Raw genomic sequence first — 26,995 nt, 5'->3', positions numbered from 1 at the left:
CCATGTTATACTGAATGCAATTCATTCTCTGGAGTTACCGTGACCGATCCGCGCGCAGGTTTTCTGCTTACCCGACATTGGCGAGATACGCCGACCGGCAGCGAAGTGGTGCTGTGGCTGGCAACCGACAACGGCCCGCAGCGGCTGGTGCTGCCTGCGCAGGAATCGGTGGCGTTTGTTCCCGAGGAGTTTCGTGCGCAAACCGAGGCGCTCATCCACGGTGAGCGCCACACGCGCCTGCAAGCGCTGGAGCTGAAGGATTTTCGCCGACGTCCGGTGTTTGGCCTCTATTGCCGCAGCAATCGCCAACTGCAAAACCTGGAAAAGCGCCTGCGCGAGAACGGCATTTCCGTCTACGAAGCCGATATTCGCCCACCCGAACGCTACCTGATGGAGCGCTTTATCACCGCGCCAGTGTGGTTTAGCGGTGAAATGCGCGGTGACAGCGTGGTCAACGCACGCCTAAAACCGCATCCTGATTACCGTCCGCAGTTGAAATGGGTGTCGCTGGATATCGAAACCACCCAGCATGGCGAGCTCTACTGCATCGGGCTGGAAGGCTGCGGCCAGCGCCAGGTTTACATGCTCGGTCCGCCCAACGGCGATGCCAGCACGCTTGATTTTGAGCTGATTTATGTGGATAGCCGCCCACAGCTGCTGGAGCAGCTCAATGCCTGGTTTGAGCGGCATGAACCGGACGTGATTATCGGCTGGAACGTGGTGCAGTTCGATCTGCGTGTATTGCAAAAGCATGCCGACCGTTACGGCATTCCGCTGCGCTTAGGCCGCCAGAAGCACGCGCTGGAGTGGCGCGAGCACGGTTTTAAACCCGGCGTGTTCTTCGCGCAGGCGACGGGCCGCTTGATTATCGATGGCATCGACGCGCTCAAATCCGCCTTCTGGGATTTTCCCTCTTTCAGCCTTGAAGCGGTATCGCGCCAGCTGCTGGGTGAAGGCAAAGCCATTGATAATCCGTGGCAGCGCATGGAGGAGATTAACTGGCGCTTCGCCAACGATAAACCGGCGCTGGCGAAATACAATCTCAAGGATTGCGAGCTGGTGACGCGCATTTTCCAGCACACCGCCATCATGCCGTTCTTGCTGGAACGCGCCACGGTGAACGGTTTAGCGGTGGATCGTCACGGCGGTTCGGTGGCGGCGTTTGGGCATCTCTATATTCCGCGCATGCACCGCGCCGGTTTCGTGGCGCCTAATCTCGGCGAAGTGGCGCCGGAAGCCAGCCCTGGCGGCTACGTGATGGATTCGCGTCCCGGCCTGTATGACTCGGTGCTGGTACTGGATTATAAAAGTCTGTATCCCTCGATTATTCGTACCTTTCTCATCGATCCGGTCGGTCTGGTGGAAGGCCTGGCGCATCCGGATGATGTTGATTCGGTCCCCGGCTTCCGCAACGCGCGTTTTTCCCGCGACACGCACTGTTTACCCGCGATTGTCGAGCAGATCTGGCAAGGTCGCGAAGCCGCTAAGCGCGACAACAATAAACCGCTGTCACAGGCGCTGAAAATCATCATGAATGCTTTTTACGGCGTGCTCGGGACCAGCGCTTGTCGTTTCTTCGATCCGCGCCTGGCGTCATCCATTACCCTGCGCGGCCACGCCATCATGCAGCAAACGCGCGAATTGATTGAAGCCGAAGGCTTTGATGTGATTTACGGCGATACCGATTCTACCTTCGTCTGGCTGAAAGGCGCGCGCAGTGAAGCGGAGGCGGCGGCAATGGGTCGTCACCTCGCCGAACGTGTTAATGGCTGGTGGCAGCAGCATTTGCAATCCACGTATGGGCTGAAGAGCGCGCTGGAGCTTGAGTATGAAACCCACTTCAGCCGCTTTCTGATGCCGACCATTCGCGGCGCCGAGCAGGGCAGCAAAAAGCGTTACGCCGGCCTGATCCGCAGCGACAGCGGCGAGCGGCTGGTGTTTAAAGGCCTCGAATCCGTACGCACCGACTGGACGCCGCTGGCGCAACAGTTCCAGCAGAATCTGTATGGCCGCATTTTTCGTGGCGAACCGTGGCAGGATTACATCCGCGAAACAGTGGCGCAATTGCTGGCAGGCGAGCTCGACGATCGTCTGGTGTATAAAAAGCGCCTGCGTCGCGCACTGAAAGATTACGAGCGCAATGTGCCGCCACACGTGCGTGCCGCGCGTCTCGCCGATGAGCACAACCGTAAGTTACAGCGGCCGTTGCAATATCAAAACGGCGGCTCGATTCGCTATGTGATGGCGACGGCAGGACCGGAACCCCTGGAGGCGCGTAACACGCCTCTCGACTACGATCACTACGTCACCAAACAGCTACAACCGGTGGCTGACGGTATTTTACCGTTTGTCGGTGATGACTTTGCTACACTGATTACTGGGCAGTTGGGGCTTTTTTGACAGGTGACGAATGCCTTGCCATCCAGTACCATAGCGCCCTTCCTGATTCTCACCGCACACACAATCTGACCAAACACCCGTTTGGCGGTTGGGTATTGCCTGAGTGCAGGTGAACTTCTTTATGGCATGTAAGAGAGTCGAGCAAAAAATATATGGTTTTTACACTGGGTCAGCGCTGGATTAGTGATACGGAAAGTGAACTGGGACTGGGCACGGTTGTCGCGATTGATACGCGTATGATCACCATGCTTTTTCCGGCAACCGGCGAAAACCGCCTGTATGCTCGAAATGATGCTCCGGTTACTCGTGTGATTTTCAATCCGGGTGACACCATCACCAGCCATGAAGGCTGGCAGATGTGCGTCGATGAAGTCCGCAACGAAAACGAGTTAATGACTTACATCGGCACGCGTCTCGATACCGAAGAAAACGATGTGGTGATGCGTGAAGTGATGCTGGACAGCAAACTGGTGTTCAGCAAGCCACAGGATCGCTTGTTCGCCGGCCAGCTCGACCGCATGGATCGCTTTGCGCTGCGTTTTCGTGCGCGTAAATATCATAGTGAGCAATATCGTTTGCCGATCAGCGGCCTGCGCGGTATGCGCACCAATCTGATCCCGCATCAGCTGCACATCGCGCACGATGTTGGCCGTCGCCATGCGCCGCGCGTGCTGCTGGCGGACGAAGTGGGCCTGGGTAAAACCATTGAAGCCGGGATGATCATCCAGCAACAGCTGCTGGCCGGTCGCGCCGAACGCGTGCTGATTGTGGTGCCGGAAACGCTACAACATCAGTGGCTGGTGGAAATGCTGCGTCGTTTCAACCTGCGCTTTGCGCTGTTTGATGACGATCGCTACACCGAGGCGCAGCACGACAGTGATAACGCGTTTGAAACCGAGCAGCTGATAATCTGCTCGCTCGATTTTGTGCGCCGAAACAAGCAGCGTCTTGAGCTGTTGGCGGATGCCGATTGGGATCTGCTGGTAGTCGATGAAGCGCACCATCTGGCATGGAGCGAAGACGCACCGAGCCGCGAATATCAGGTTATCGAGCAGCTGGCAGAAAAAACCGCGGGCGTATTGCTGCTGACGGCAACACCAGAGCAGCTGGGATTAGAGAGCCACTTTGCGCGTCTGCGCCTGCTCGATCCCAATCGTTTCCACGATTTCGGCCAGTTTGTTGAAGAACAGCAACATTATCGTCCGGTGGCCGATGCGGTGAGTTCGCTGCTAGCCGATCATGCCATCAGCAAAGATGAAATGAACCTGATTAACGATCTGATCGGCGAACAAGATATTGAGCCGCTACTGCAAGTGGCTAACAGCGATCGCGACGGCAAAGAAGACGCGCGTAAAGAGCTGGTCTCAATGCTGATGGATCGCCACGGCACCAGCCGCGTGCTGTTCCGTAACACGCGTAACGGCGTAAAAGGCTTCCCTAAACGCGAGTTGCATCAGATTCGTTTGCCACTGCCCGCGCAGTATCAAACCGCCATTAAAGTCTCCGGCATCATGGGCACGCGCAAAAGCGCAGAAGAGCGCGCGCGTGACATGCTGTATCCGGAGCAGATTTATCAAGAGTTTGAAGGCGATAGCGGCACATGGTGGAACTTCGATCCGCGCGTTGAATGGCTGATGGGTTACCTCACCAGTAACCGCAAAGAGAAAGTGTTAGTGATCTGCGCCAAAGCGGCCACCGCGCTGCAGTTGGAGCAAGTCCTGCGTGAACGCGAAGGCATTCGCGCCGCTGTGTTCCACGAAGGTTTATCGATTATCGAACGCGACCGCGCTGCGGCTTTCTTCGCCTCCGAAGAGGATGGGGCACAGGTGTTACTGTGCTCGGAAATCGGTTCTGAAGGCCGTAACTTCCAGTTCGCCAGCCGTTTGGTGATGTTCGATCTGCCGTTCAACCCGGATCTGCTGGAGCAACGTATCGGTCGTCTCGATCGTATCGGCCAGATGCATGACATCCAGATTCTGGTGCCGTGGCTGGAAAAAACCGCGCAGGCGGTGCTACTGCGCTGGTATCACGAAGGGCTGGATGCGTTTGAGCATACTTGCCCAACCGGCCGCGCCATTTATGACAAAGAGTACAATCAGCTGATTGAATACCTCGCTGCGCCGGAAAATCCGCAGGGGCTGGATGAATTCATCACGGAAAGCCGCAAGCAGCATGATGCGCTGAAGTCACAGCTGGAACAGGGCCGCGATCGCTTGCTGGAACTTAATTCCAATGGCGGTGAAGCGGCACAGGCGCTGGCGAATGCCATCGGTGAGCAGGATAACGATACCGATCTGGTTAACTTTGCGCTGAATCTGTTCGATATCGTCGGTATTAATCAGGAAGACCGCAGCGATAGCCTGATTGTGCTGACACCATCCGATCACATGCTGGTGCCGGATTTCCCGGGCCTGCCGGAAGAGGGTTGCACCGTGACCTTTAACCGCAACCAGGCGCTGTCGCGCGAAGATACCCAGTTTATTACCTGGGAACATCCGCTGATCCTCAACGGACTCGACCTGATTCTTACGGGTGATACCGGCAGCTGTGCGCTGTCGCTGCTGAAGAACAAAGCGCTGCCGGTGGGTACGCTGCTGGTCGAGATGATCTATGTGGTTGAAGCGCAAGCGCCGAAAAGCCTGCAGCTCACTCGCTTCCTGCCGCCAACGCCAGTGCGTTTGCTGATGGATCGTGCCGGCAATAATCTGGCGGGCAAGGTCGAGTTTGAAAGCTTCAACCGTCAGTTGAATGCGGTGAATCGCCATACCGGCAGCAAGCTGGTGAATGCCGTGCAGCAAGATGTGCATGAGATTCTGACCCAGGCGGAGAAAGTCATCGTACCGGAAGCGCATGCGATTATTGCGGCGGCGAAAGTGGAAGCCGAAGAGAAACTCGGTGCTGAACTGTCACGTCTCGAAGCGCTGCGCGCCGTTAACCCTAACATCCGTGATGATGAGGTTGAAGCGTTGGAAAGCAATCGCGCACAGGTATTGGAAAGCCTGGGTGATGCGGGCTGGCGTCTGGATGCACTGCGCCTGATCGTGGTAACACACCAATAATGTTCAGGACCACGATGTCATGCTAATGGAAGCCTACAATCCGCCGCTCGAACCCTGGCTGCATATTCTGTACCAGGACGAGCACATTATGGTGGTGAATAAACCGAGCGGGTTGCTGTCGGTGCCGGGCCGTCTGGAGGAGCATAAGGATAGCGTGATGACGCGCATCCAGCGTGATTTCCCGCAGGCGGAATCGGTGCACCGTCTCGATATGGCAACCAGCGGCGTGATTATCGTAGCCTTGAATAAAGCGGCTGAGCGTGAGCTGAAGCGCCAGTTCCGTGAGCGTGAGCCATCCAAGTACTATGTGGCGCGCGTTTGGGGACATCCAGCGGCAGAGGAAGGTTTGATCGATTTGCCGCTGATTTGCGACTGGCCGAATCGGCCTAAGCAGATGGTGTGTTTCGAGAACGGCAAGGCGGCGCAAACCGAGTATCAGGTGCTGGAGTATGAAACCGTAAACAGCGCGCGCGTAAAACTTAAGCCGATTACCGGCCGTTCACACCAGTTGCGCGTGCATCTGCTGGCGTTGGGGCATCCGATTCTTGGCGACCGCTTTTATGCGCATGAAGAGGCGCTAGCGATGGCACCGCGTTTGCAGCTGCATGCCGAGTCACTGACGATTACGCATCCGGCGTTTGGCAATAGCATGACGTTTAGGCAACCGGCGGATTTTTAGGCATAAAAAAGGTCGTCATCAAAGACGTAATGCCGCTCACTTAAGTTAGTAATTGCTTGGTTATGCAGGTGCGCATGAATGCGCACCCTACGAAAACCCAGCGCTGTAAACGCAGGGTCGCCATTCATGGTGACCGATTCACGCTTAACTGACGAGCATTACGTCATCAAAGACGACCTTATATGACGCTTATTTGAATCCTTTCTCCTTACGAATCAAATCGTAAGCGGCCTGAATCTCCTGCGCCTTCTGCTTCGCCATCTCCATCATCTCCGGCGGTAATCCTTTCGCCACCAGCTTGTCTGGATGATGCTCGCTCATCAGTTTGCGATAAGCGCGCTTGATGGTGGTGCCATCATCGCTGCTTTTTACGCCCAGCACGCTGCAGGCATCTTCCAGCGTTGGACCGCGTTGCGTCTGCTGATACGCACCACCGTGTGAAGAGCCGCCGCCAAACTGCTGACCGCCCTCCATCATGCGCAAGAACTGATCGAACTGCGCGCGCGAAATGCCCAGCTCTTCGGCAATCACATACAGTACCTGGCGTTCGTTAGGATGCAGCGAACCATCGGCGAAGGCGGCCTGAATTTGGATTTCCAGAAACATCCGAATCAGATCGAAACGACCAAAGCAGGCGCTGCGCAATTCGCGTAGTTTACTGCGCAGCGGATAGTCGCTTTGCTTCCCTTCGCGAAACGCACGCTGCGCAGCGGTACGCGCATTGCCGTGCAGCTGCATGCGATCCATAAATAAGGAGGCAATCTGAATATCCGCTTCGGTGACGCGCCCTTTTGACTTGGTCAAATGGCCCATCACCTGGAATGTCGTACTGAAAAACAGCGTTTGACGCGCTTGGTTGTTGGCGAAATAGCCCTGTCCTTTTACGCTGCGCACTTTGTCAAACATGTGACCAATGATCAGACCCAGTACAATGCCCCAAAAGCCTGCCCCGGAAACTATCCCGAGCGCCAGACCAATTACTTTTCCCCAGTAGCGCATAAACTCCTCAATTCGCCATGCTTGCGGCTGAAAATTGCATTATCATACCTGTCATTTATCTCAGCGCCTAACGGCAACGCGGGCAGACAAGGATTAACACTGGCGCAACGCCGGGCAGTAAGTTAGTCTCTGACCGGATTGTCGGCATGATGCCAGTTTTCATGGAATTATCGAAACCGCGTATGAAAAAACGTATACCTACCTTGCTGGCTACCATGATTGGTGCAGCGCTTTATAGCCAGTCATCACTCGCCGACGATCTGATGTCGCAGTGCATGCTGGGCGTGCCGAGTTACAACCGCCCGCTGGTTAATGGCGATACCAACTCGCTGCCGGTCACCATCCATTCTGATTCAGCCAAAGGCAATTATCCGGATGACGCGGTGTTCACCGGGAACGTCGATGTGCAGCAGGGCAATAGCCGCCTGCGTTCCGACGAAGTGCAGCTGCATCAACGTCAGCAGGATGGGCAAACCACGCCGGTTCGTACCGTGGATGCGCTGGGTAATGTGCACTATGACGATAATCAGGTCATCCTCAAAGGTCCGAAAGCCTGGTCGAATCTGAACACCAAAGACACCAACGTGTGGAACGGTGATTATCAGATGGTTGGCCGTCAGGGCCGCGGCGATGCCGATCAGATGAAACTGCGCGGTAATAATCGCTACACCATTCTGGAAAACGGCAGCTTTACTTCCTGCTTGCCGGGTTCCAACAGCTGGAGCGTGGTCGGTTCCGAAGTGATTCAGGATCGCGAAGAAGAAGTTGCGGAAATCTGGAACGCCCGCTTTAAGCTCGGCAATGTGCCGGTATTTTATAGCCCCTATCTTCAGTTGCCGATTGGCGATCGTCGCCGCTCCGGTTTCCTGATCCCGAACGCGAAATATGGCAGCAGTAACGGCTTCGAGTTTATGCTGCCGTATTACTGGAACATTGCGCCGCAAGCTGATGCCACTATCACACCTCACTACATGGAAAAACGCGGCCTGCAGTTGCAGAACGAATTCCGTTATTTAACGGTGTTTGGCGCGGGCTTAATGGAGCTGGATTACCTGCAGTCAGATAAGCAGTACGACAACGATAAAGCGGTACGCGGCATCGCCCAGGATGACAGCTCCGATCGCTGGCTGTTCTACTGGCGTCACTCAGGTGTTTACGATAAGCACTGGCGTTTTAGCTCTGATTTCACCAAAGTGAGCGATCCGTATTATTTCAACGATCTAGAGTCGAAGTACTACAGCTCAACGGACGGCTACGCTACGCAGAAATTCAGCGTGGGCTACGCTGACACAAACTGGGATGCCACACTTTCATCCAAAGATTTCCAGGTCTTTGGTCAAACCAGTAACAGCCGAATCTATCGCGCTCAGCCGCAGCTTGATCTCAATTTCTACCAGAATGATATCGGCCCATTTGATGGCCGCATTTTTGCTCAGGCCGTTAAGTTTACAAGTGTGAGCAGCGACATGCCGGAAGCGACGCGTTTGCATATTGAACCAACGTTGAACCTCCCGCTTTCGAACGGCTGGGCGAGCCTCGATACTGAAGCTAAATTCCTTGCTACGCATTATCAGCAAGACAATCTTGATAACTACAACAGTAACCCTGGTAATTATAATTCCAGCGGTCGCCTTGACGATTCAGTAAACCGTACCCTGCCGCAATTCAAAGTTGATGGCCGCTTAGTCTTTGATCGTGCGATGGATTGGCAGCCGGGCTACACGCAAACGCTGGAACCACGCGTTCAGTATCTTTACGTCCCGTATCGTAATCAGAGCAATATCTATCCGTACGACTCCACGCTGCTGCAAAGTGATTACACCGGCCTGTTCCGCGATCGTACTTACAGCGGCCTGGATCGCATCGCTTCGTCTAACGAAGTAGCAAGCGGTGTGACCACACGTATTTATGATAACGATCTGGTTGAACGTTTTAACGTTTCTGTGGGTCAAATCTACTCGTTTACCCCGTCTCGTACCGGCGTAAACCAGACGAACGAAGAAGATGACACCGGCAGCCTGGTGTGGGCCGGCGACACTTACTGGAAAATCAGCGATCGCTGGGGCGCGCGTGGCGGACTGCAATATGACACGCGCCTCGACAACGTCGCCCAGGGTAATGCGGTAGTTGAGTATCGCCAGGACGCCGATCGTATGGTGCAGCTGAGCTATCGCTATAGCAGCCCCGAATACGTCGCGCAGGCGCTGAATAACTCTAACCTGGTGACTGACCCGATCTACAAAAACGGGATTTCACAGGTCGGCGCCACGGCCAGCTGGCCAATTGCTGATGCCTGGTCACTGGTGGGCGGTTATTACTACGATACCCGCAACAGCCGTCCGGCTGAGCAGCTGGTTGGCCTGCAGTACAGCTCGTGCTGCTATGCCATTCGTCTGGGTTACGAACGCAAGATCAACGGTTGGGAAAACAACGACAGTAAGTATGACAACCAAATCTCATTCAACATTGAGCTGCGTGGTCTGAGTTCCAATTATGGCTTAGGCACCAATGAAATGCTGCGTCAGGGCATTATCCCTTACCAGCGCGCTTTCTGATGTTGTGATGTTTGACAGGCTCTCCCGCAGTGCGGAAACAACAATGGATAAAGTATGAAGAACTGGAGAATGCTGATTCTTGGTGTAGCGATTACCGCTAACACTGCGTTCGCAGCCCCACAAGTGGTTGATAAAGTTGCCGCCGTCGTGAATAACGGCGTGGTACTGGAAAGTGACGTTGATAACATGATGCGCACCGTGAAATCACAGGCGCAGCAGGCAAACCAGCAACTCCCTGATGACAAAACCTTGCGTCATCAGATTCTTGAACGCCAGGTGATGGATGCCATCATTCTGCAGATGGGCGAAAAAGCGGGCGTTCAAATCAACGATCAGCAACTGGATCAAGCTATCCAGAACATTGCCGCACAGAACCGCATGAGCCTTGACCAGCTGCGTAGCCGTCTGGCCTACGACGGTATGAACTACAACGATTACCGTGCGCAGATCCGCAAAGAGATGCTCATTTCAGAAGTGCGTAACAATGAAGTGCGTCGTCGCGTCACTATCCTGCCGCAGGAAGTGGATACGCTGGCCACGCAGGTTGGTGCACAGAATAAGCAAGGTACTGAACTGAATATCAGCCAGATTCTGCTGCCGTTGTCAGAAAATCCGACGCAACAGCAGGTTGACGATCAGGAAACACTGGCGCGCCAATTGGTTACTCAGCTGAAAGGCGGAGCCGACTTCGGCAAGCTGGCGGTGACTTACTCTGCCGATCCGCAGGCACTGAAAGGCGGCAAAATGGGTTGGGGCAAAATTGAAGAGTTGCCTACGCTGTTCTCTCAAGCGTTAAGCACCGCGAAAAAAGGCGATATTGTCGGTCCAATCCGTTCTGGTGTGGGCTTCCACATCCTGAAAGTGAATGACCTGCGCGGCGAAAGCAAAAATATTTCGGTGACGGAAGTGCATGCGCGCCACATTCTGCTGAAGCCGTCCCCAATCCTCACTGATGCTCAGGCGCAAGCCAGGATCGAACAAATCGCTGCCGACATTAAAAGCGGGAAAACCACCTTTGCTGCCGCAGCTAAACAATTCTCAGACGATCCAGGTTCAGCCAATCAGGGCGGCGATCTCGGCTGGGCAGCCCCAGAGATTTATGATCCGGCGTTCCGCGATGCCTTGCTGAAATTGCAGAAAGGTCAGGTTAGCCAGCCCGTTCACTCCTCATTTGGCTGGCACTTGATTCAATTGCTGGATACGCGTCAGGTTGATAAGACCGATGCCGCGCAGAAAGAGCGCGCCTACCGTATGCTGTTCAACCGTAAATTCGCGGAAGAAGCGCAAACCTGGATGCAGGAACAGCGCGCCAGTGCTTACGTGAAAATTCTGGATAACAATGGTCAGTAATTATCGTGTGGTGATCACGCCCGGCGAACCTGCCGGGATTGGTCCCGACCTCACCGTTCAACTGGCACAGCAAAACTGGCCGGTTGAACTGGTGGTCTGCGGCGACGGCGAGCTTTTGCGCCGTCGCGCTGCGTTACTGGGTTTGCCGCTGTCGCTGCGCGATTATCAGCCTGGCATCGCGGCACAACCGCAGCAGGCCGGCACGCTCACGTTACTGCAAGTCGATACCGCACAGCCGGTGACCGCTGGTGAACTCAACGTGATGAACAGTCATTATGTGCTGGAAACCTTGGCGCGCGCCTGTGATGGTTGCCTGAACGGTGAATTCGCCGCGCTGATTACCGGTCCGGTGCACAAAGGCGTGATCAACGATGCGGGCATTCCGTTTACCGGTCATACCGAGTTTTTTGCCGATCGCGCCGGTGGCGATTTAGTGGTGATGATGCTGGCAACGGAAGAATTGCGAGTGGCATTAGCCACCACGCATCTGCCGCTAAATGATGTGTCTGCCGCAATTACTCGCGACACGTTGCATGAAGTGATCACCATTTTGCATCGCGACCTGCAGCAAAAGTTTGGCTTATCGAATCCTCATATCTTCGTCTGCGGCCTCAATCCGCATGCGGGCGAAAGCGGCCATATGGGCCGCGAAGAGATCGATATTATCATTCCGGCCCTCAACGAGCTGCGTCAGCAAGGCATGCAACTCACCGGCCCCCTGCCGGCCGATACGCTGTTCCAGCCGAAATACCTGCAACATGCCGATGCGGTTCTGGCGATGTATCACGACCAGGGCTTACCGGTGCTAAAATTTCAGGGGTTTGGCCGCGCGGTAAACATTACGCTAGGCCTGCCCTTTATCCGGACTTCCGTCGACCACGGCACCGCGCTTGAATTAGCCGGTCTGGGCCAGGCAGAACCGGGCAGCTTTATCACGGCGCTTAATCTCGCCATCACTATGATCAAGAGCAGTAATGAATAATCGCGTCCATCAGGGGCATTACGCCCGTAAACGTTTCGGGCAAAACTTCCTGAACGATCAGTACATTATCGACAGCATTGTCTCCGCAATTCACCCACAAAAAGGTGAAGCTATTGTGGAAATCGGCCCTGGCTTGGGTGCGTTAACCGAACCGGTAGGCGAACGCCTGGATGAGCTGACCGTTGTCGAGCTGGACCGCGACCTCGCCGCGCGTCTGCAAACGCACCCGTTCCTTGGTCCAAAGCTGACCATTTTCCAGCAGGATGCGATGACCTTCGATTTCGCTGCGCTGGCGCAGGAAAAAGGTCAGCCGCTACGCGTGTTCGGTAACCTGCCGTACAATATCTCGACGCCGCTGATGTTCCACCTTTTCAGCTATACTGGTTCGATTAAAGACATGCACTTCATGCTGCAGAAAGAAGTGGTGAATCGCTTAGTCGCGGGTCCGGGTAGCAAAGCTTATGGTCGTCTGAGCGTGATGGCGCAGTATTATTGCCAGGTCATTCCTGTGCTCGAAGTGCCACCAGAATCGTTCACACCGGCACCGAAAGTGGATTCGGCCGTGGTGCGTTTAGTGCCGTATATGCAGCCGCAGTATCCGGTCAGCGATATTCGTCTGCTGAGCCGTATTACCACTGAAGCCTTTGGTAAACGTCGTAAAACGCTGCGCAACAGCCTCGCTCATATGTTTGCAGCTGGTGCGCTGGATCAATTGGAAATCGATGCCTCGCTGCGTGCAGAAAATGTTTCTGTGGCGCAGTATTGCCAACTGGCCAACTGGTTGAGCAAGCATCAGGCTGAAACTCCGGAGAGTTGAGTGCATGAGTGAACTGGCCCGCGTCTGTATCCATGTGCATAGTCAGTATGTGGAATCGCAATCCTTGCCCGACGAGGATCGCTACGTGTTTGCCTACACCATCACCATTCGTAATTTGGGGCGCCGCAACGTACAGCTGCGCAGCCGCTATTGGCTGATCACTAATGGCAACGGTCGCGAGACGGAAGTGCAAGGTGAAGGTGTGGTAGGCGAACAGCCGCACATTGCTGCCGGCGGCGAGTATCAGTACACCAGCGGCGCCATTCTGGAGACGCCAATGGGCACCATGCAAGGTCACTACGTGATGATCGATGATGCGGGCGAAGAGTTCCACGTCGAGATTCCGGTGTTCCGACTCGCGGTGCAAACCCACATTCACTAATCCTCCTCCGCCCGGCCTGTCCGGGCGGCGCGTTTTAATCGGACTGACAATGAGTACATACCTGATTGGCGATATTCATGGCTGTTATGACGAGCTTCGTGCGCTGTTGGCGCAGGTTGATTTCGATCCGCAGCAAGACACCTTGTGGCTCACCGGCGATTTGGTGGCGCGCGGCCCCGGCTCGCTCGACGTACTGCGCTACGTGAAATCGCTCGGTGATTGCGTGCGCCTGGTGCTCGGCAATCACGATTTGCATTTGCTGGCGGTGTTTGCCGGTATCAGCCGCAATAAACCAAAAGATCGCCTGACGCCCCTGCTGGAAGCCGATGATGCCGATGAACTGATTAACTGGTTACGTCGTCAGCCGCTGTTGCAGGTGGATGAAGAGAAAAAGTTATTAATGGCGCACGCTGGCATCACGCCGCAGTGGGATCTGGAGACGGCGCAACTGTGTGCGCGTGAAGTTGAAGCGGTGTTATCCAGCGACAGCTATCCGCTGTTTCTTGACGCCATGTACGGTGACATGCCGAACAATTGGACACCGGAGCTGAGTGGCCTTGCACGATTACGCTTTAGCACCAATGCGCTGACGCGCATGCGCTTCTGCTTCCCGAACGGCCAGCTGGATATGATCTGTAAAGAGTCGCCTGAATCTGCCCCGCCACCGCTTAAGCCGTGGTTTAGAGTGCCGAGCAAGATCGGCAGCGATTACACGCAGATCTTTGGGCATTGGGCTTCACTGGAAGGGAAAGGCACGCCGGAACATGTGATTGGTCTGGATACCGGCTGCTGCTGGGGCGGGACCCTGACTCTGCTGCATTGGGAAACCAAACAGTATTATGTGCAGGCCTCCAATCGCGATCAGGCGATGGCCGACAGCGCGGTCAGCGCGCATCCACCGTTGAGTGATACGCCATAAAATAAAAACCCCGCAATATCAGCGGGGCTTTTTTGCACAATAAATCGCGCTGCTACAGTTGCGTGCGATGTTATTTACGGCGGTCAAGAACCTCGAAGCAGTAGCTGTGGGAGTTCTGCTCATCGGCGTCGTGGAACTCGCTAAAGGTAGACTGCCACTCATCCGGTTCGTAATCCGGGAACTGCGTATCCCCTTCTACTTCCGCATCGATATGGGTCAGATAGAGACGATCTGCGCGCGCCAGCATCTGCTCATAAACGCGCCCACCACCAATGACCATCATCTCTTCGACATCACCCGCCGCTTTCACCGCTTCTTCCAGCGATGTTACCCAGGTGACGCCTTCGTGGTTGCCCGGTTGGCTGCTGACCACGATGTTCAAGCGTCCAGGAAGCGGACGGCCAATCGATTCAAAGGTCAGACGACCCATAATCACAGGTTTATTCAAAGTATTACGTTTGAACCACGCCAAATCTGCTGGCAGGTTCCAAGGCATGGCGTTTTCCATACCAATAATGCGATCCGCTGCCAGTGCCGCGATCAGACTAATCATGTTAAAAGACCTACTGGAAAAATTGGCGCCATCATACGTAAAGGCGAAACTTTCGTCGATAGGCCGACCCCGCTATTTGCGTAAAGCTCCGATGCCACCGCACTTTTGTTATTGGACAGAGTTTTACACCGACTTTCCCGCTAATAGCGGGGAGAGGCGCCATAAATTGCCGGCGAAGCGGCACAACGCCACGCGAAACGTCGCATTCTCGGTATGGCTGTGTAAAGAAATGCGCACTCTATGCCACAAAAGAAAACGGCTCCTGCAGGAGCCGTTGAGACGATTTAGAAATCGTAGCGCAGACGTACCAGATTCACATTACCCAGTGACTTGTCGGTGCTGGAGGTAATGACATATTCGTAATCAACACGGAAGCCGTAATCCAGCTGCGCGCTCACGCCGACGCCGTTATCGATACGTTTGTAGTCACGTCCGTTAACGAATTCCAGACGGTCACCCATGAAGTAAGGCTGGATAGATTTCACCGCATACTGACCAATTGGGAATTTGTAGCCAGCAAAGTATTCAATGCCCCACGCGTCATCCGCGAAGTAGTTGTTCACGGTATTGCGTTTGGTTGGGGAGAAGTTCTCATACCAGCCTGCACCGGCTGATAGTGTCCAGTTATCTGGCGTCCAGCTCAATGCGGTACCGTAGATATTCTGGTCGTAGCGCTTGCTGTCACCATTACCTGGATTGCGGATGTCTGCGCGCGTGTAATTCCACGCGGTACCCCATGCGAGGTCTTTGGTGATGTGGTAGTTAACACCCAGCGAACCGCCGCCTTTACGTTTGTAGCGCAAACCGTTGCCTGGCAGATATTCGTTATCTTCAAACAGGTAAGACGCATACACATCCGCATCACCGAAGGTGTTTTTATACTTCAGCATTTTACGCGAACGGTACGAGCCGTCGTAGTCGCCATTGATACCGTTACCCGGCGCCTGGGCCAGCATGTCGTAATCCCAGATATCAGTTTTCGCGCCAACAACATCGTAGTAAACACTGTTCTGCTGGCCAAAGTAGAGTTCACCTAACGTGGCGCTCTTGAAGCCGGTATAAAGTTGGCGACGCGATGTGTTATTCGCCCCATCCGCATGATGATGGTCCCAACCCCACCATGCCGGGAAGTTAACGCCCAGCTCGTAGTAACCCACCCAGCTTACATCATCAAACAGGTAGTAATTCGCGGTGAAGCGGAAGCGTGAACCGCCGTCATAGCCATTACGTTTATAGGATTGGTCGTTCACACCATTCTGATGCTGGAACTGTGGACGAATACTGCCGCCCACTTTGAAGTCGAGACGGCTGAGCGGATCGCCCGCTTGTGGATCCTGCTTGAGTAAAGTAATTTCCGCCTGGCTGGCGAGTGGCGCCGCTGCGAGTAACGCAGCAATAGCGCTGAGAGTGAAAGCACGCATTTGCATTTTTTATATCCCAGTTAAGGTGAGCGCTCTTTTGGTGAGCGAGCAAAATAGTACGGTGCGCTGACTGGGTTCTTATTTATAATTTTGTGCGGATATTCCGATGTGTAAGCTTTTTCGCATCAACTGATAAAACATATGTCAAATCAACAGGATTTTTACAGATAACGATATTCAGGTAGCGGGAAAACAGCAAAAAAAACGGCCCCCGCAGGAGCCGTTGATGTGTAGCTAGCTGGGAATCAGCCTTTAATTTGCGCGTGCATTTCCTGCACCGAAATCACTTGCTCAGTCGGATCCGCATTCAACGCCATCGCCGTCGCGAAGCCGCCGTTCAGCGTAGTGTCGTAATGCACTTTGTACTGCAGCGCACTGCGGCGAATCAGTTTGGAGTCTTCAATCGCCTGACGTCCTGCCGTGGTATTAACGATGTAGGTATATTCGCCATTCTTCAGACGATCCTGAATGTGCGGACGACCTTCATGCACTTTGTTCACCAGACGTGGATTAATCCCCGCTTCACCCAGCACCACGGCGGTACCGTGTGTCGCATCCAGCTCGAAACCAAACTTCTGCAGTTTCGCCGCCAGGTCGACGATGCGTTTCTTATCGCCTTCACGCACGGACAGCAGCGCGCGACCGGTTTTCTTCATGTTGCTCTGTGCGCCCAGCATCGCCTTGGCGAAGGCTTCAGCGAAGGTGCGTCCAACGCCCATCACTTCACCGGTAGAGCGCATTTCCGGGCCGAGAATCGGGTCAACGCCTGGGAACTTGTTGAACGGCAGCACCACTTCTTTCACCGAGTAATACGGTGGAATCACTTCTTTGGTGACGCCCTGCTCAGCCAGCGTTTTACCTGCCATCACGCGCGCAGCAACTTTCGCCAGCGCGACGCCAGTGGCTTTCGACACGAACGGCACGGTACGCGCGGCACGCGGGTTAACCTCAATCAGGTAAACCTCATTGTCCTTCACCGCGAATTGCACGTTCATCAAGCCACGCACGTTCAGCTCAAAGGCCAGTTTTTCCACCTGCTGACGCATCACGTTTTGGATTTCAGTGCTCAGCGTGTAGGCCGGCAGTGAACATGCGGAGTCACCGGAGTGCACGCCCGCCTGCTCGATGTGTTCCATGATGCCACCAATCAGCACACGTTCGCCGTCGCAAATCGCATCGACATCGACTTCTACCGCATCATCGAGGAAGCGGTCCAGCAACACGGGCGCATCGTTAGAGACCGACACCGCCGTCTGGAAATAGCGCTTCAGGTCGATTTCGTCGTAAACGATTTCCATCGCACGGCCGCCCAGCACATAAGAAGGACGCACCACCAGCGGATAGCCGATACCGGCCGCTTTCTCAACTGCCTGCTCCAGCGTGGCAACCGTGGCGTTAGCCGGTTGCTTCAGGCTCAGACGATCAACCGCCTGCTGGAAACGCTCACGGTCTTCCGCGCGGTCAATGGAGTCCGGGCTGGTACCAATCACCGGAACGCCTGCCGCTTCCAGCGCGCGCGCCAGTTTCAGTGGCGTCTGGCCGCCGTACTGCACGATGACGCCTTTCGGCTGCTCGATACGCACGATTTCCAGCACGTCTTCCAGCGTGACAGGCTCGAAGTACAGACGATCCGAGGTGTCGTAATCGGTTGATACGGTTTCCGGATTACAGTTGACCATGATGGTCTCGTAACCGTCTTCACGCAGCGCCAGCGCTGCGTGCACGCAGCAGTAATCGAACTCAATGCCCTGGCCGATACGGTTTGGACCGCCACCCAGAATCATGATTTTTTCACGATCCTGATTTGGATTAGCTTCGCACTCTTCCTCGTAGGTTGAGTACATATATGCGGTGTCGGTTGCAAATTCGGCGGCACAGGTATCAACGCGCTTATAGACCGGATGCAGGTTAAATTGCTGGCGCAGCTTACGGATTTCGCCTTCTGATACGCCCGCCAATGTAGCCAGACGCAGGTCGGCAAAGCCTTTACGCTTCAGCGCCCGCAGGAATTCCGCATTCAGCGAATTCACACCTTCGCGCTCAACCTGCTCTTCCAGACGCACCAGCTCTTCAATCTGTACCAGGAACCAGCGGTCAATGTTGGTGAGATTGAACACGCCATCCACCGACATGCCGGCGCGGAACGCATCGGCGATGTACCAGATACGGTCGGAACCGGCATCTTTCAGTTCACGGCGAATGCGCGTCAATGCTTCGGGATCGTCAAGGCTGACTTTCGGGTCGAAACCGTTGGCACCCACTTCCAGACCGCGCAGCGCTTTCTGCATCGATTCCTGGAATGTCCGGCCAATCGCCATCACTTCACCGACCGATTTCATCTGCGTTGTCAGGCGGTCGTTGGCACCGGCAAACTTCTCGAAGTTGAAGCGAGGGATCTTGGTCACGACATAGTCGATTGATGGCTCGAACGATGCCGGCGTTAAGCCGCCGGTGATATCGTTCATCAGCTCATCGAGGGTGAAGCCCACCGCCAGTTTTGCCGCCACTTTGGCAATCGGGAAACCGGTGGCTTTCGAGGCCAGCGCTGACGAACGCGAAACGCGCGGGTTCATCTCGATGACAATCATACGGCCATCTTTCGGGTTCACCGAGAACTGCACGTTAGAGCCGCCGGTTTCTACCCCGATTTCACGCAGTACCGCCAGCGAGGCGTTACGCATGATTTGGTACTCTTTATCCGTCAGGGTTTGTGCAGGGGCGACAGTGATAGAGTCACCGGTGTGGATGCCCATCGCATCGAAGTTTTCGATTGAGCAGACGATGATGCAGTTGTCGTTTTTATCACGCACCACTTCCATCTCGTACTCTTTCCAGCCAATCAGCGACTCGTCAATCAGCAGCTCATTGGTCGGCGACAGGTCCAGACCGCGTTCGCAAATCTCTTCGAACTCTTCGCGGTTATAGGCGATGCCGCCGCCGGTGCCGCCCATGGTAAAGGAAGGACGGATGATGCACGGGAAGCCAACGTCTTCGGCCACCGCCAGCGCTTCTTCCATGGTGTGCGCGATACCGGAACGGGCAGTACCCAGACCAATACTTTTCATCGCCACATCGAAACGGCGACGATCTTCAGCTTTATCAATCGCATCGGCAGTCGCACCAATCATGGTCACGCCGAACTCAGCCAGCACGCCCTGACGCTCCAGCTCCAGCGCACAGTTCAGCGCTGTCTGGCCGCCCATGGTGGGCAGTACCGCATCCGGGCGCTCTTTTTCGATAATCTTGCGGACCACTTCCCAGTGAATCGGCTCGATGTAAGTCGCATCGGCCATTTCCGGGTCGGTCATAATGGTGGCCGGGTTCGAGTTCACCAGAACGACGCGGTAGCCCTCTTCACGCAGCGCTTTACACGCCTGCGCACCGGAGTAGTCAAATTCACATGCCTGGCCGATAACGATCGGGCCAGCACCAAGAATCAGGATGGATTTTATGTCTGTACGTTTTGGCATCAATGGCTCCTGATTACTTCGCGTTAGAACGGTATGCTTCGATCAGTTCGATAAAGTGATCGAACAGTGGTGCCGCATCGTGCGGGCCGGGGCTCGCTTCCGGGTGTCCCTGGAAGCTGAAGGCCGGTTTGTCCGTGCGATGAATGCCCTGTACGGTTTGGTCGAACAGCGACACATGCGTCACGCGCAGATTGGCTGGCAACTGGCTATCATCAACCGCAAAACCGTGGTTTTGTGCGGTGATCATCACGGTGTTGTTGTCGAGATCTTTTACCGGATGGTTGCCGCCGTGATGGCCAAGTTTCATCTTGATGGTTTTGGCACCGCTCGCCAGCGCTAACAGCTGATGGCCAAGACAGATACCGAATACCGGGACATCGGTTTTCAGGAACGCCTGAATGGCGTTGATGGCGTAATCGCACGGCTCTGGGTCGCCTGGACCGTTCGACAGAAAAATACCGTCTGGATTGAGGGCCAGAACGTCTTCCGCCGGCGTTTGCGCCGGTACTACCGTCAGGCGGCAGCCGCGATCTACCAGCATGCGCAGGATGTTGCGCTTAGCGCCGTAATCGTAAGCCACTACATGGAACGGCAGCTCTTCCGCCGTTTTCTGCTCCGGTAGGTCACCTTCCAGTGTCCAGCTACCTTGCTGCCACGCGTAGGTTTCAGCGGTGGTCACTTCTTTCGCCAGATCCATGCCTTTCAAGCCAGGGAACGCCTGCGCTTTCTGCAGCGCCAGTGCGGCATCCGGATTATCACCCGCAATAATGCAGCCACTCTGTGCGCCCTTCTCGCGCAGCAAACGGGTCAGTTTGCGCGTGTCGATATCGGCGATGCCAACGATGTTATTGCGCTGCAGATAAGCTGACAGACTTTCTTCACTGCGGAAGTTGCTGGTAATCAGCGGCAGATCGCGAATAACGAGGCCTTGAGCATGGATTTGGCTGGATTCTTCATCGGCGGCGTTAACGCCAACATTGCCGATATGGGGATAAGTGAGGGTAACGATTTGGCGGGAATAGGAAGGATCAGTGAGGATTTCTTGATAACCGGTCATTGAAGTGTTGAAAACAACTTCTCCCACTGCCGACCCCGTAGCCCCGATGGCCCGACCGTGGAATTGGGTTCCGTCTTCCAGAACCAAGAGCGCTGACTTAATCAAAACATCCTCCAGGGAATAAACAGTCACAATATTTGCATATTAATTCAAAAGCAGTGCCAGAATCAATGCAAAACCCGCCTGAGTACTCGAATTTTGGCAAATTGCGCGCATTCTAATGATCGCCCCGCACCTTGTCTACACCATGTGGTTATTTTTTTGTATATTTCGGGCAACTGAATGTTAAAAACGGTGAAAGGCGACAAAAGAGTGAGATAACTCGGAAAAATAATCGATTGCCTTACGGCGATAATGGCAAAGTGGTGCTAGCACGCATAAATTTTTGACCAAATGGTCAAAATTAGCCACATAAAGCATCACAACCACAAGATAATAACTACAAATAGAAGCTTAAACAACGAAAACAAACAAGATGCTTATTTTTAGATAAAATTAAGGGCAATGATTCCATTGCCCTCGTCAATCAAGGTCTTACCGATTGAAATAACCACATCACGATGGTTCACAACACTCACAACACCGATAAATCCAGCACATCACGCATATCATAAAGGCCAGATTTCTTGTTCTTTAACCAACTTGCCGCTTTAATTGCACCATTTGCAAAGGTCATGCGGCTGGAAGCCTTGTGGGTAATCTCGACACGCTCACCAATATCTGCAAACATGGCAGTATGTTCACCCACGATATCGCCAGCACGCACGGTAGCAAATCCGATGGTTTGCGCTTTACGCTCACCGGTATGACCTTCGCGGGCATACACCGCGTGCTCATCCAGATTCCAGTTCATGGCATCGGCAATTGCTTCCCCCATTGCCAACGCGGTTCCTGAGGGTGCATCCACCTTATGGCGATGGTGCGCTTCGACAATTTCAATATCCGCGTAGTCGCCCATCACCTTTGCCGCCTGCTGTAGCAGGTTCAGCACCAGATTGACGCCCACGCTGAAGTTAGCGGCAAATACGATGCCAATCTCTTCCGCTGCCGCGCGAATTGCTGCTTTGCCCGCTTCATCAAACCCGGTGGTACCGATCACCATCGCTTTATTGTGCTGGCGGCAAAACGCCAGATAGTCCAGCGTGCCTTCCGGACGAGTAAAATCGATCAGGACGTCAAAGTCGTTAACTACCGTGTGCAGATCGTCAGTGACAATTACGCCCGTTTTACCGATGCCCGCCAATTCGCCAGCATCAACGCCGAGCAACGACGAACCGCTACGCGCCAGTGCCGCGCCGAGCGCAACCCCTTCCGCCTGTTGTACAGCCTGAATCAAATTGCGTCCCATGCGACCCGGCGCACCAACGATAGCAATGCGGATTTCACTCATAATTATTCATTCCTGATACAAATCTATGCACGTAAAGCGTAAACAGGTTAACGGTCAGATAACAGTCACGCCACAATAATAAAGGGATAATAAGAATTTTATGCCAGCCGCGAAACATTATCAGTAAAAGCAATCCCGCATGCTGGAAGTAGGATTTTCTGCAGCGACAGGCAAAGAAAAGGCCGAACAATGTCGGCCTGATTTTACTGCGCGGCGAACCGCTTATTGCACGTTACGCACGTCGACACGCAGCTCTTTCGGTACTTCAAACACGATGTTCTCTTCGCGGCCAATCAGCTCAATCGCCGCTTCACCACCAAGCTCACGCAGACGCTGAATCACCTGCTGCACCAGAATATCAGGAGCCGAAGCGCCTGCGGTGACACCGATGACCTGCTTATCTTTTACCCACTCTTCCTGGATGTCATCGGCAGAATCAATCAGCTTCGCCAGCTTACCGGCACGCTGCGCCAGTTCGGCCAAACGGTTCGAGTTAGAGGAGTTTTTCGATCCTACGACCAGCACCACTTCAGCATCACGCGCCAAAACGCGTACCGCTTCCTGACGGTTGGTGGTGGCGTAGCAGATATCATCTTTACGTGGACCGATAATTGCCGGGAAGCGCTGACGCAACGCATCAATCACGTCCGAGGTATCATCGACGGAAAGCGTGGTCTGTGTCATAAAGCACAGGTTGCTCTCATCTTTCACGTTCAGCTTGAACACATCTTCCGGTGACTCGACCAGATACATGCCGCCGTTAGGATTGCTGTACTGGCCCATGGTGCCTTCCACTTCGGGATGCCCTGCGTGACCAATAAGAATCGCTTCAACGCCTTTACGGCTGGCGCGCGCCACTTCCATATGCACTTTGGTTACCAGCGGACAGGTGGCATCAAACAGCATAGTGAGGTTACGTGCTTTCGCTTCAGCGCGCACCGCTTGCGATACGCCGTGAGCGGAAAAGATCAGAATGGCGTTATCCGGCACTTCTGCGATCTCTTCAATAAAGATCGCGCCGCGCTCGCGCAGGCTGCTTACCACGTAGCGGTTATGCACCACTTCATGACGCACGTAGATAGGCGCGCCGTACATCTCCAGCGCGCGTTCCACGATGCTGATGGCGCGATCAACGCCTGCGCAGAAACCGCGTGGATTAGCTAACAGGATTTGCATCGTTGGCCTCCAGCACCGGATCAATCTCCAGCACTTCAATGTCAAACTGAATGCGCTGACCCGCCAGCGGATGGTTGAAATCCACGGTAATCGAGTCGCCGGAAACCTCACGAATCACGCCAGGCATTTCGCTGCCACCCCGTCCGCTGAACAGCATAATGGCACCGACTTCCGGCTCGCCCGCATCGTTAAAGTCACGGCGCGAGAAGTACTGAACCAGATCCGGGCTGGTGCCGCCAAACGCATCTTCCGGCTCCAGCGTAAACGCGTGCTTATCGCCCACTTTACGCCCGATCAGTTGCTGTTCCAGCGCGCCCGACAGGCTGCCATCACCCAGACGGAACAGCGCAGGTTTGCCGTTGGCGCGCGTGGATTCGGCCGTCGAGCCATCCTCCAGCTTCAGCGTAAAATGCACCAGCAACGCGCTATCGCGCTGAACTAAGTCTGTCATCAGTTACCCTTTCTGTTTAGCCGGTTTGCCGTTCGGGCTGAGAAAACCTTCCAGTACCACCAGCGCCGCACCGATGCAGATGGCGCAGTCGGCAATGTTAAAGGTCGCGAAGTGCCAGTCGCCGACGTAAAAGTCGATAAAATCGACCACAAAGCCGTGATACGAACGGTCAAACAGGTTACCCAACGCCCCGCCGATAATCAGCGCGTAGGCAATATTGGTTAATTTGTTGCTGGCAGCGTTGCGATACATCATCACCAACAGCGCCACAACGATGGCAATGGCAATGCCGGCAAAGAACCATCGCTGCCAGCCGCCTTTGTCCGCCAGGAAGCTGAACGCTGCGCCGTAGTTGTGCGCGTAAAACAGATTCAGGAACGGCATCAGCGGCTGCGTTTCATGCAGCATCATGTTATCCATGACCCACATCTTGCTGCCAAAATCGATGGCGATCACTACCAGCACCAGCCAAAGCCAACGCAAACCGGTTGAAGAGAGCGCTTTACTCATTAGGCAAATTTCCGCTGTTCGCCATTGCCGGCGACGTTGGTGTAGCAACGACCACACACCGCAGCGTGCTCCGGGTTCTGACCAACGTCAGCAGTGTAATGCCAGCAGCGCGGACATTTCTCACCTTCTGCTTTGTGCAGCGCGATTTTCAGACCTTTAAACAACTCGCTCTGCTGCGCTTCATCATTGGCAGTGGCGTAATCCGCCACGGTTGCACCTGAAGTTAACAGGACGAAACGCAACTCATCGCCCAGCGCCTGCAGCTTGGCTGCCAGCTCGGCATCCGCATACAGCGTAACCGTAGCTTCCAGCGCGCCACCAATGCGTTTGTCACTACGCGCTTGCTCAATCACCTTGTTGACTTCGCCGCGGACTTTCAGCAGATCATCCCAGTAGGCGTCGTTTAGCGCTTCGTTATCCGCCAGACCAAACAAATCTTGATACCACTCTTCGGTGAACACGTATTTCGCGCGCTCGCCCGGCAGATAGCCCCAGATCTCGTCTGCGGTGAAGGACATGATTGGCGCCATCCAGCGCACCAGCGCTTCAACGATATGCCACAGCGCAGTTTGGCAGCTGCGACGCGCCAGACTGTCGCCTTTCGCGGTGTACTGACGATCTTTGATCACATCGAGATAGAACGAGCCCATTTCGATGGAGCAGAAGTGCATCAGACGCTGCACCACTTCGTGGAAATCGTAGTTTTCGTAGGAGTGCACGATATCCTGCTGCGCTGCCAGCGCACGGCCAACCGCCCAGCGATCCACTACCACCATCTCTTCCGGCTTCACGCTATCGGTCGCCGGGTTGAAGCCCGCGAGGTTAGCCAGCAGGAAACGCGCGGTGTTACGGATGCGACGATAGCTGTCCGCGGCACGCTTAAGGATTTCATCGGAGACCGCCATCTCACCGGAGTAATCGGTAGAAGCGACCCATAGACGCAGAATGTCCGCGCCCAGCTTATCCATGACATCTTGCGGTGCCACGGTGTTGCCGATCGATTTCGACATCTTGCGGCCCTGACCATCAACGGTGAAACCGTGCGTCAGTACCTGACGATAAGGCGCTTTGCCTTTCATCGCGGTAGAGATCATCAGAGAAGACATAAACCAGCCGCGATGCTGATCCGAACCTTCCAGATACATATCCGGCGTATGACCACCGAATTCCGGACGCGCATCCACTACCGCGTAGCTGGTTGATCCAGAGTCGAACCAGACGTCTAAGGTGTCTGGCACTTTGACGTACTGGTCAGCATCGTCGCCCATCAGATCGCGCGGATCGAGATCCCACCACGCCTGAATGCCGTCCTGCTCAACCAGTTTGGCCACTTTCTCCATCAGCTCCAGCGTATCCGGGTGCAGTTGCTCGCTCTCTTTATGCACGAAAAGCGACATCGGCACGCCCCACGTACGCTGACGTGAGATACACCAATCCGGACGGTTGGCCACCATCGCTTCGATACGCGCCTGGCCCCAATCCGGGATCCACTGCACGCCTTTGATCTCTTTCAGCGACTGCGCACGCAGACCTTTCTGATCCATGCTGATGAACCATTGCGGCGTGGCACGGAAGATGATCGGCGTTTTGTGACGCCAGCAGTGTGGGTAGCTATGCAGCAGCTTCTCAACGTGCAGCAACGCGCCCTTCTCTTTCAGCAACTCAACGATCATGTCGTTGGCTTTAAAAACGTTCACACCATCCAGCGTTGGATATGTGCCTGGCAGATACGCGCCATCTGGGCCCACCGGATTGGCGGTTTCCAGGCCGTATTTCTGCCCGATTACATAGTCATCCGGGCCGTGACCTGGCGCGGTATGTACGGCACCGGTACCGGCTTCCAGAGTAACGTGCTCACCCAGAACCACTTTGGAGTGAACCTGCTCAAGGAACGGATGCTGGAACAGCTGCAGCTCTAGCGCCGCACCGTTGCATTCGCCCAGCACGTTCCACTCGCTGATGCCGGCGCGCTTCATCACGCTCTCGACCATCTCTTTAGCGAGGATCAGGCTGCGGCCTTCAATCTGTAGCAACTGGTATTCAAATTCCGGATGCAGTGAGATACCGCGGTTTGCCGGCATGGTCCACGGTGTGGTGGTCCAGATAACCAGTGAAACCGGGCCTTCTGACGCGGTGACGCCGAACTGCGCGCGCACAGCATCTGCATCCAGCGCATTAAACATGACGTCGATGGAGGGCGAAGTTTTGTCGTAATACTCAACTTCGGCTTCAGCCAATGCCGAGCGACAATCCATGCACCAGTGCACCGGCTTAGCGCCTTTATGCAAATGGCCATTGCCGATGATTTTACCCAGCGCACGGATGATGTTGGCTTCGGTCTGGAAATTCATCGTCAGATAAGGACGATCCCAGTCACCCAGCACGCCGAGACGGATAAAGTCATTTTTCTGACCTTCAACCTGCTCTGCCGCATATTGACGGCAAGCCGCACGGAATTCAGCCGCGCTCACTTTCTCGCCCGGCTTACCAATCATCTGCTCAACTTTGTGCTCAATCGGCAAGCCGTGGCAGTCCCAACCTGGAACGTATGGCGAGTCATAGCCCGCCATGCCTTTCGACTTAACGATAATGTCTTTCAGAATCTTGTTAACGGAGTGACCAATATGAATGCTGCCGTTCGCATACGGAGGGCCATCATGCAAAATAAAGGTTTTTTTCCCTTTTTTGGCTTCGCGGATGATGCCGTACAGGTTGTCATCATACCAACGTTGCAGCATTCCCGGTTCACGCTTGGCCAGATCGCCACGCATCGGGAACCCCGTTTCCGGCAAATTCAGGGTAGATTTATAGTCACTCATCAGATT

General features: G+C 54.7%; 19 protein-coding genes. 9 read left to right on the top strand and 10 right to left on the bottom strand.

Annotated elements, in window-relative coordinates:
• The first annotated feature begins 39 nt into the window (after nt 1–39).
• From polB to rluA, 3 genes are all read left to right on the top strand, one after another.
• Nucleotides 40–2,400 carry a DNA polymerase II gene (polB, locus tag ACRQ84_RS18400; RefSeq protein WP_483816795.1) on the top strand — a complete coding sequence of 787 codons (2,361 nt, stop codon included), beginning with the start codon at nt 40–42 and terminating at the stop codon, nt 2,398–2,400.
• A gap of 152 nt (nt 2,401–2,552) precedes the next feature.
• On the top strand, nt 2,553–5,459 hold the full coding sequence (rapA, locus tag ACRQ84_RS18395; RefSeq protein ID WP_483816794.1) for an RNA polymerase-associated protein RapA: 2,907 nt from the start codon (nt 2,553–2,555) through the stop codon (nt 5,457–5,459).
• Between the two features lie 19 nt (nt 5,460–5,478).
• A complete protein-coding gene (gene rluA, locus ACRQ84_RS18390) occupies nt 5,479–6,138 on the top strand; it encodes a bifunctional tRNA pseudouridine(32) synthase/23S rRNA pseudouridine(746) synthase RluA (protein WP_483816793.1) in 660 nt (219 codons plus the stop codon).
• Between the two features lie 189 nt (nt 6,139–6,327).
• Here the strand turns inward: rluA and djlA are convergent, their stop codons facing one another.
• A complete protein-coding gene (gene djlA, locus ACRQ84_RS18385) occupies nt 6,328–7,137 on the bottom strand; it encodes a co-chaperone DjlA (protein WP_483816792.1) in 810 nt (269 codons plus the stop codon).
• A gap of 182 nt (nt 7,138–7,319) precedes the next feature.
• Here djlA and lptD point away from each other — a divergent pair, with 182 nt between their 5' ends.
• Genes lptD through apaH form a run of 6 tightly spaced genes read left to right on the top strand, consistent with a single transcriptional unit; the run spans nt 7,320 to nt 14,142 of the window.
• Complete coding sequence (gene lptD / locus ACRQ84_RS18380; RefSeq protein ID WP_483816791.1) at nt 7,320–9,692, top strand: LPS assembly protein LptD; 2,373 nt, start codon at nt 7,320–7,322, stop codon at nt 9,690–9,692.
• A 54-nt stretch (nt 9,693–9,746) separates the two neighbouring features.
• Nucleotides 9,747–11,042, top strand: coding sequence for a peptidylprolyl isomerase SurA (gene surA, locus ACRQ84_RS18375; protein ID WP_483816790.1), 1,296 nt, complete (start codon nt 9,747–9,749; stop codon nt 11,040–11,042).
• Nucleotides 11,032–12,024, top strand: coding sequence for a 4-hydroxythreonine-4-phosphate dehydrogenase PdxA (gene pdxA, locus ACRQ84_RS18370; protein WP_483816789.1), 993 nt, complete (start codon nt 11,032–11,034; stop codon nt 12,022–12,024). Before surA ends, pdxA begins: the two co-directional genes overlap by 11 nt.
• Nucleotides 12,017–12,841, top strand: a complete 825-nt coding sequence (rsmA, locus tag ACRQ84_RS18365) for a 16S rRNA (adenine(1518)-N(6)/adenine(1519)-N(6))-dimethyltransferase RsmA (protein ID WP_064737606.1) — start codon at nt 12,017–12,019, stop codon at nt 12,839–12,841. The genes pdxA and rsmA overlap by 8 nt, the downstream gene beginning before the upstream one ends.
• 4 nt (nt 12,842–12,845) lie before the next feature.
• Nucleotides 12,846–13,223 carry a Co2+/Mg2+ efflux protein ApaG gene (gene apaG / locus ACRQ84_RS18360; RefSeq protein WP_064737607.1) on the top strand — a complete coding sequence of 126 codons (378 nt, stop codon included), beginning with the start codon at nt 12,846–12,848 and terminating at the stop codon, nt 13,221–13,223.
• A gap of 49 nt (nt 13,224–13,272) precedes the next feature.
• Complete coding sequence (apaH, locus tag ACRQ84_RS18355; RefSeq protein ID WP_483816788.1) at nt 13,273–14,142, top strand: bis(5'-nucleosyl)-tetraphosphatase (symmetrical) ApaH; 870 nt, start codon at nt 13,273–13,275, stop codon at nt 14,140–14,142.
• Nucleotides 14,143–14,212: 70 nt separating this feature from the next.
• On the opposite strand, the gene folA is transcribed toward apaH, so the two are convergent.
• From folA to ileS, 9 genes are all read right to left on the bottom strand, one after another.
• Nucleotides 14,213–14,695, bottom strand: a complete 483-nt coding sequence (gene folA, locus ACRQ84_RS18350; protein ID WP_064737609.1) for a type 3 dihydrofolate reductase — start codon at nt 14,693–14,695, stop codon at nt 14,213–14,215.
• Between the two features lie 284 nt (nt 14,696–14,979).
• Entirely contained in the window at nt 14,980–16,122 is a 1,143-nt protein-coding gene (locus tag ACRQ84_RS18345; RefSeq protein ID WP_064737610.1) for a porin, read from the bottom strand.
• Nucleotides 16,123–16,361: 239 nt separating this feature from the next.
• Complete coding sequence (gene carB, locus ACRQ84_RS18340; protein ID WP_483816787.1) at nt 16,362–19,586, bottom strand: carbamoyl-phosphate synthase large subunit; 3,225 nt, start codon at nt 19,584–19,586, stop codon at nt 16,362–16,364.
• A 13-nt stretch (nt 19,587–19,599) separates the two neighbouring features.
• Nucleotides 19,600–20,748 (bottom strand): glutamine-hydrolyzing carbamoyl-phosphate synthase small subunit, encoded by a 1,149-nt coding sequence (gene carA, locus ACRQ84_RS18335; protein WP_483816786.1) that lies wholly within the window; start codon nt 20,746–20,748, stop codon nt 19,600–19,602.
• Between the two features lie 469 nt (nt 20,749–21,217).
• The gene (dapB, locus tag ACRQ84_RS18330) at nt 21,218–22,033 is read right to left on the bottom strand and encodes a 4-hydroxy-tetrahydrodipicolinate reductase (protein WP_483816785.1); all 816 of its coding nucleotides are present in this window, start codon (nt 22,031–22,033) and stop codon (nt 21,218–21,220) included.
• Nucleotides 22,034–22,255: 222 nt separating this feature from the next.
• A complete protein-coding gene (gene ispH / locus ACRQ84_RS18325) occupies nt 22,256–23,209 on the bottom strand; it encodes a 4-hydroxy-3-methylbut-2-enyl diphosphate reductase (RefSeq protein WP_064737614.1) in 954 nt (317 codons plus the stop codon).
• Nucleotides 23,190–23,660 (bottom strand): FKBP-type peptidyl-prolyl cis-trans isomerase, encoded by a 471-nt coding sequence (gene fkpB, locus ACRQ84_RS18320; RefSeq protein ID WP_064737615.1) that lies wholly within the window; start codon nt 23,658–23,660, stop codon nt 23,190–23,192. Before fkpB ends, ispH begins: the two co-directional genes overlap by 20 nt.
• A gap of 3 nt (nt 23,661–23,663) precedes the next feature.
• Nucleotides 23,664–24,170 (bottom strand): signal peptidase II, encoded by a 507-nt coding sequence (gene lspA, locus ACRQ84_RS18315; RefSeq protein WP_064737616.1) that lies wholly within the window; start codon nt 24,168–24,170, stop codon nt 23,664–23,666.
• Nucleotides 24,170–26,989 (bottom strand): isoleucine--tRNA ligase, encoded by a 2,820-nt coding sequence (gene ileS, locus ACRQ84_RS18310; protein WP_483816784.1) that lies wholly within the window; start codon nt 26,987–26,989, stop codon nt 24,170–24,172. The genes lspA and ileS overlap by 1 nt, the downstream gene beginning before the upstream one ends.
• Nucleotides 26,990–26,995: the final 6 nt, after the last annotated feature.

This window comes from Pantoea sp. E2023-21, assembly GCF_051302795.1.
Classification (GTDB): Bacteria; Pseudomonadota; Gammaproteobacteria; order Enterobacterales; family Enterobacteriaceae; genus Pantoea; species Pantoea ludwigii_A.
The sequence above is the reverse complement of the archived record's forward strand: the minus strand, read 5'-3'. Positions and strand labels throughout refer to the sequence as shown.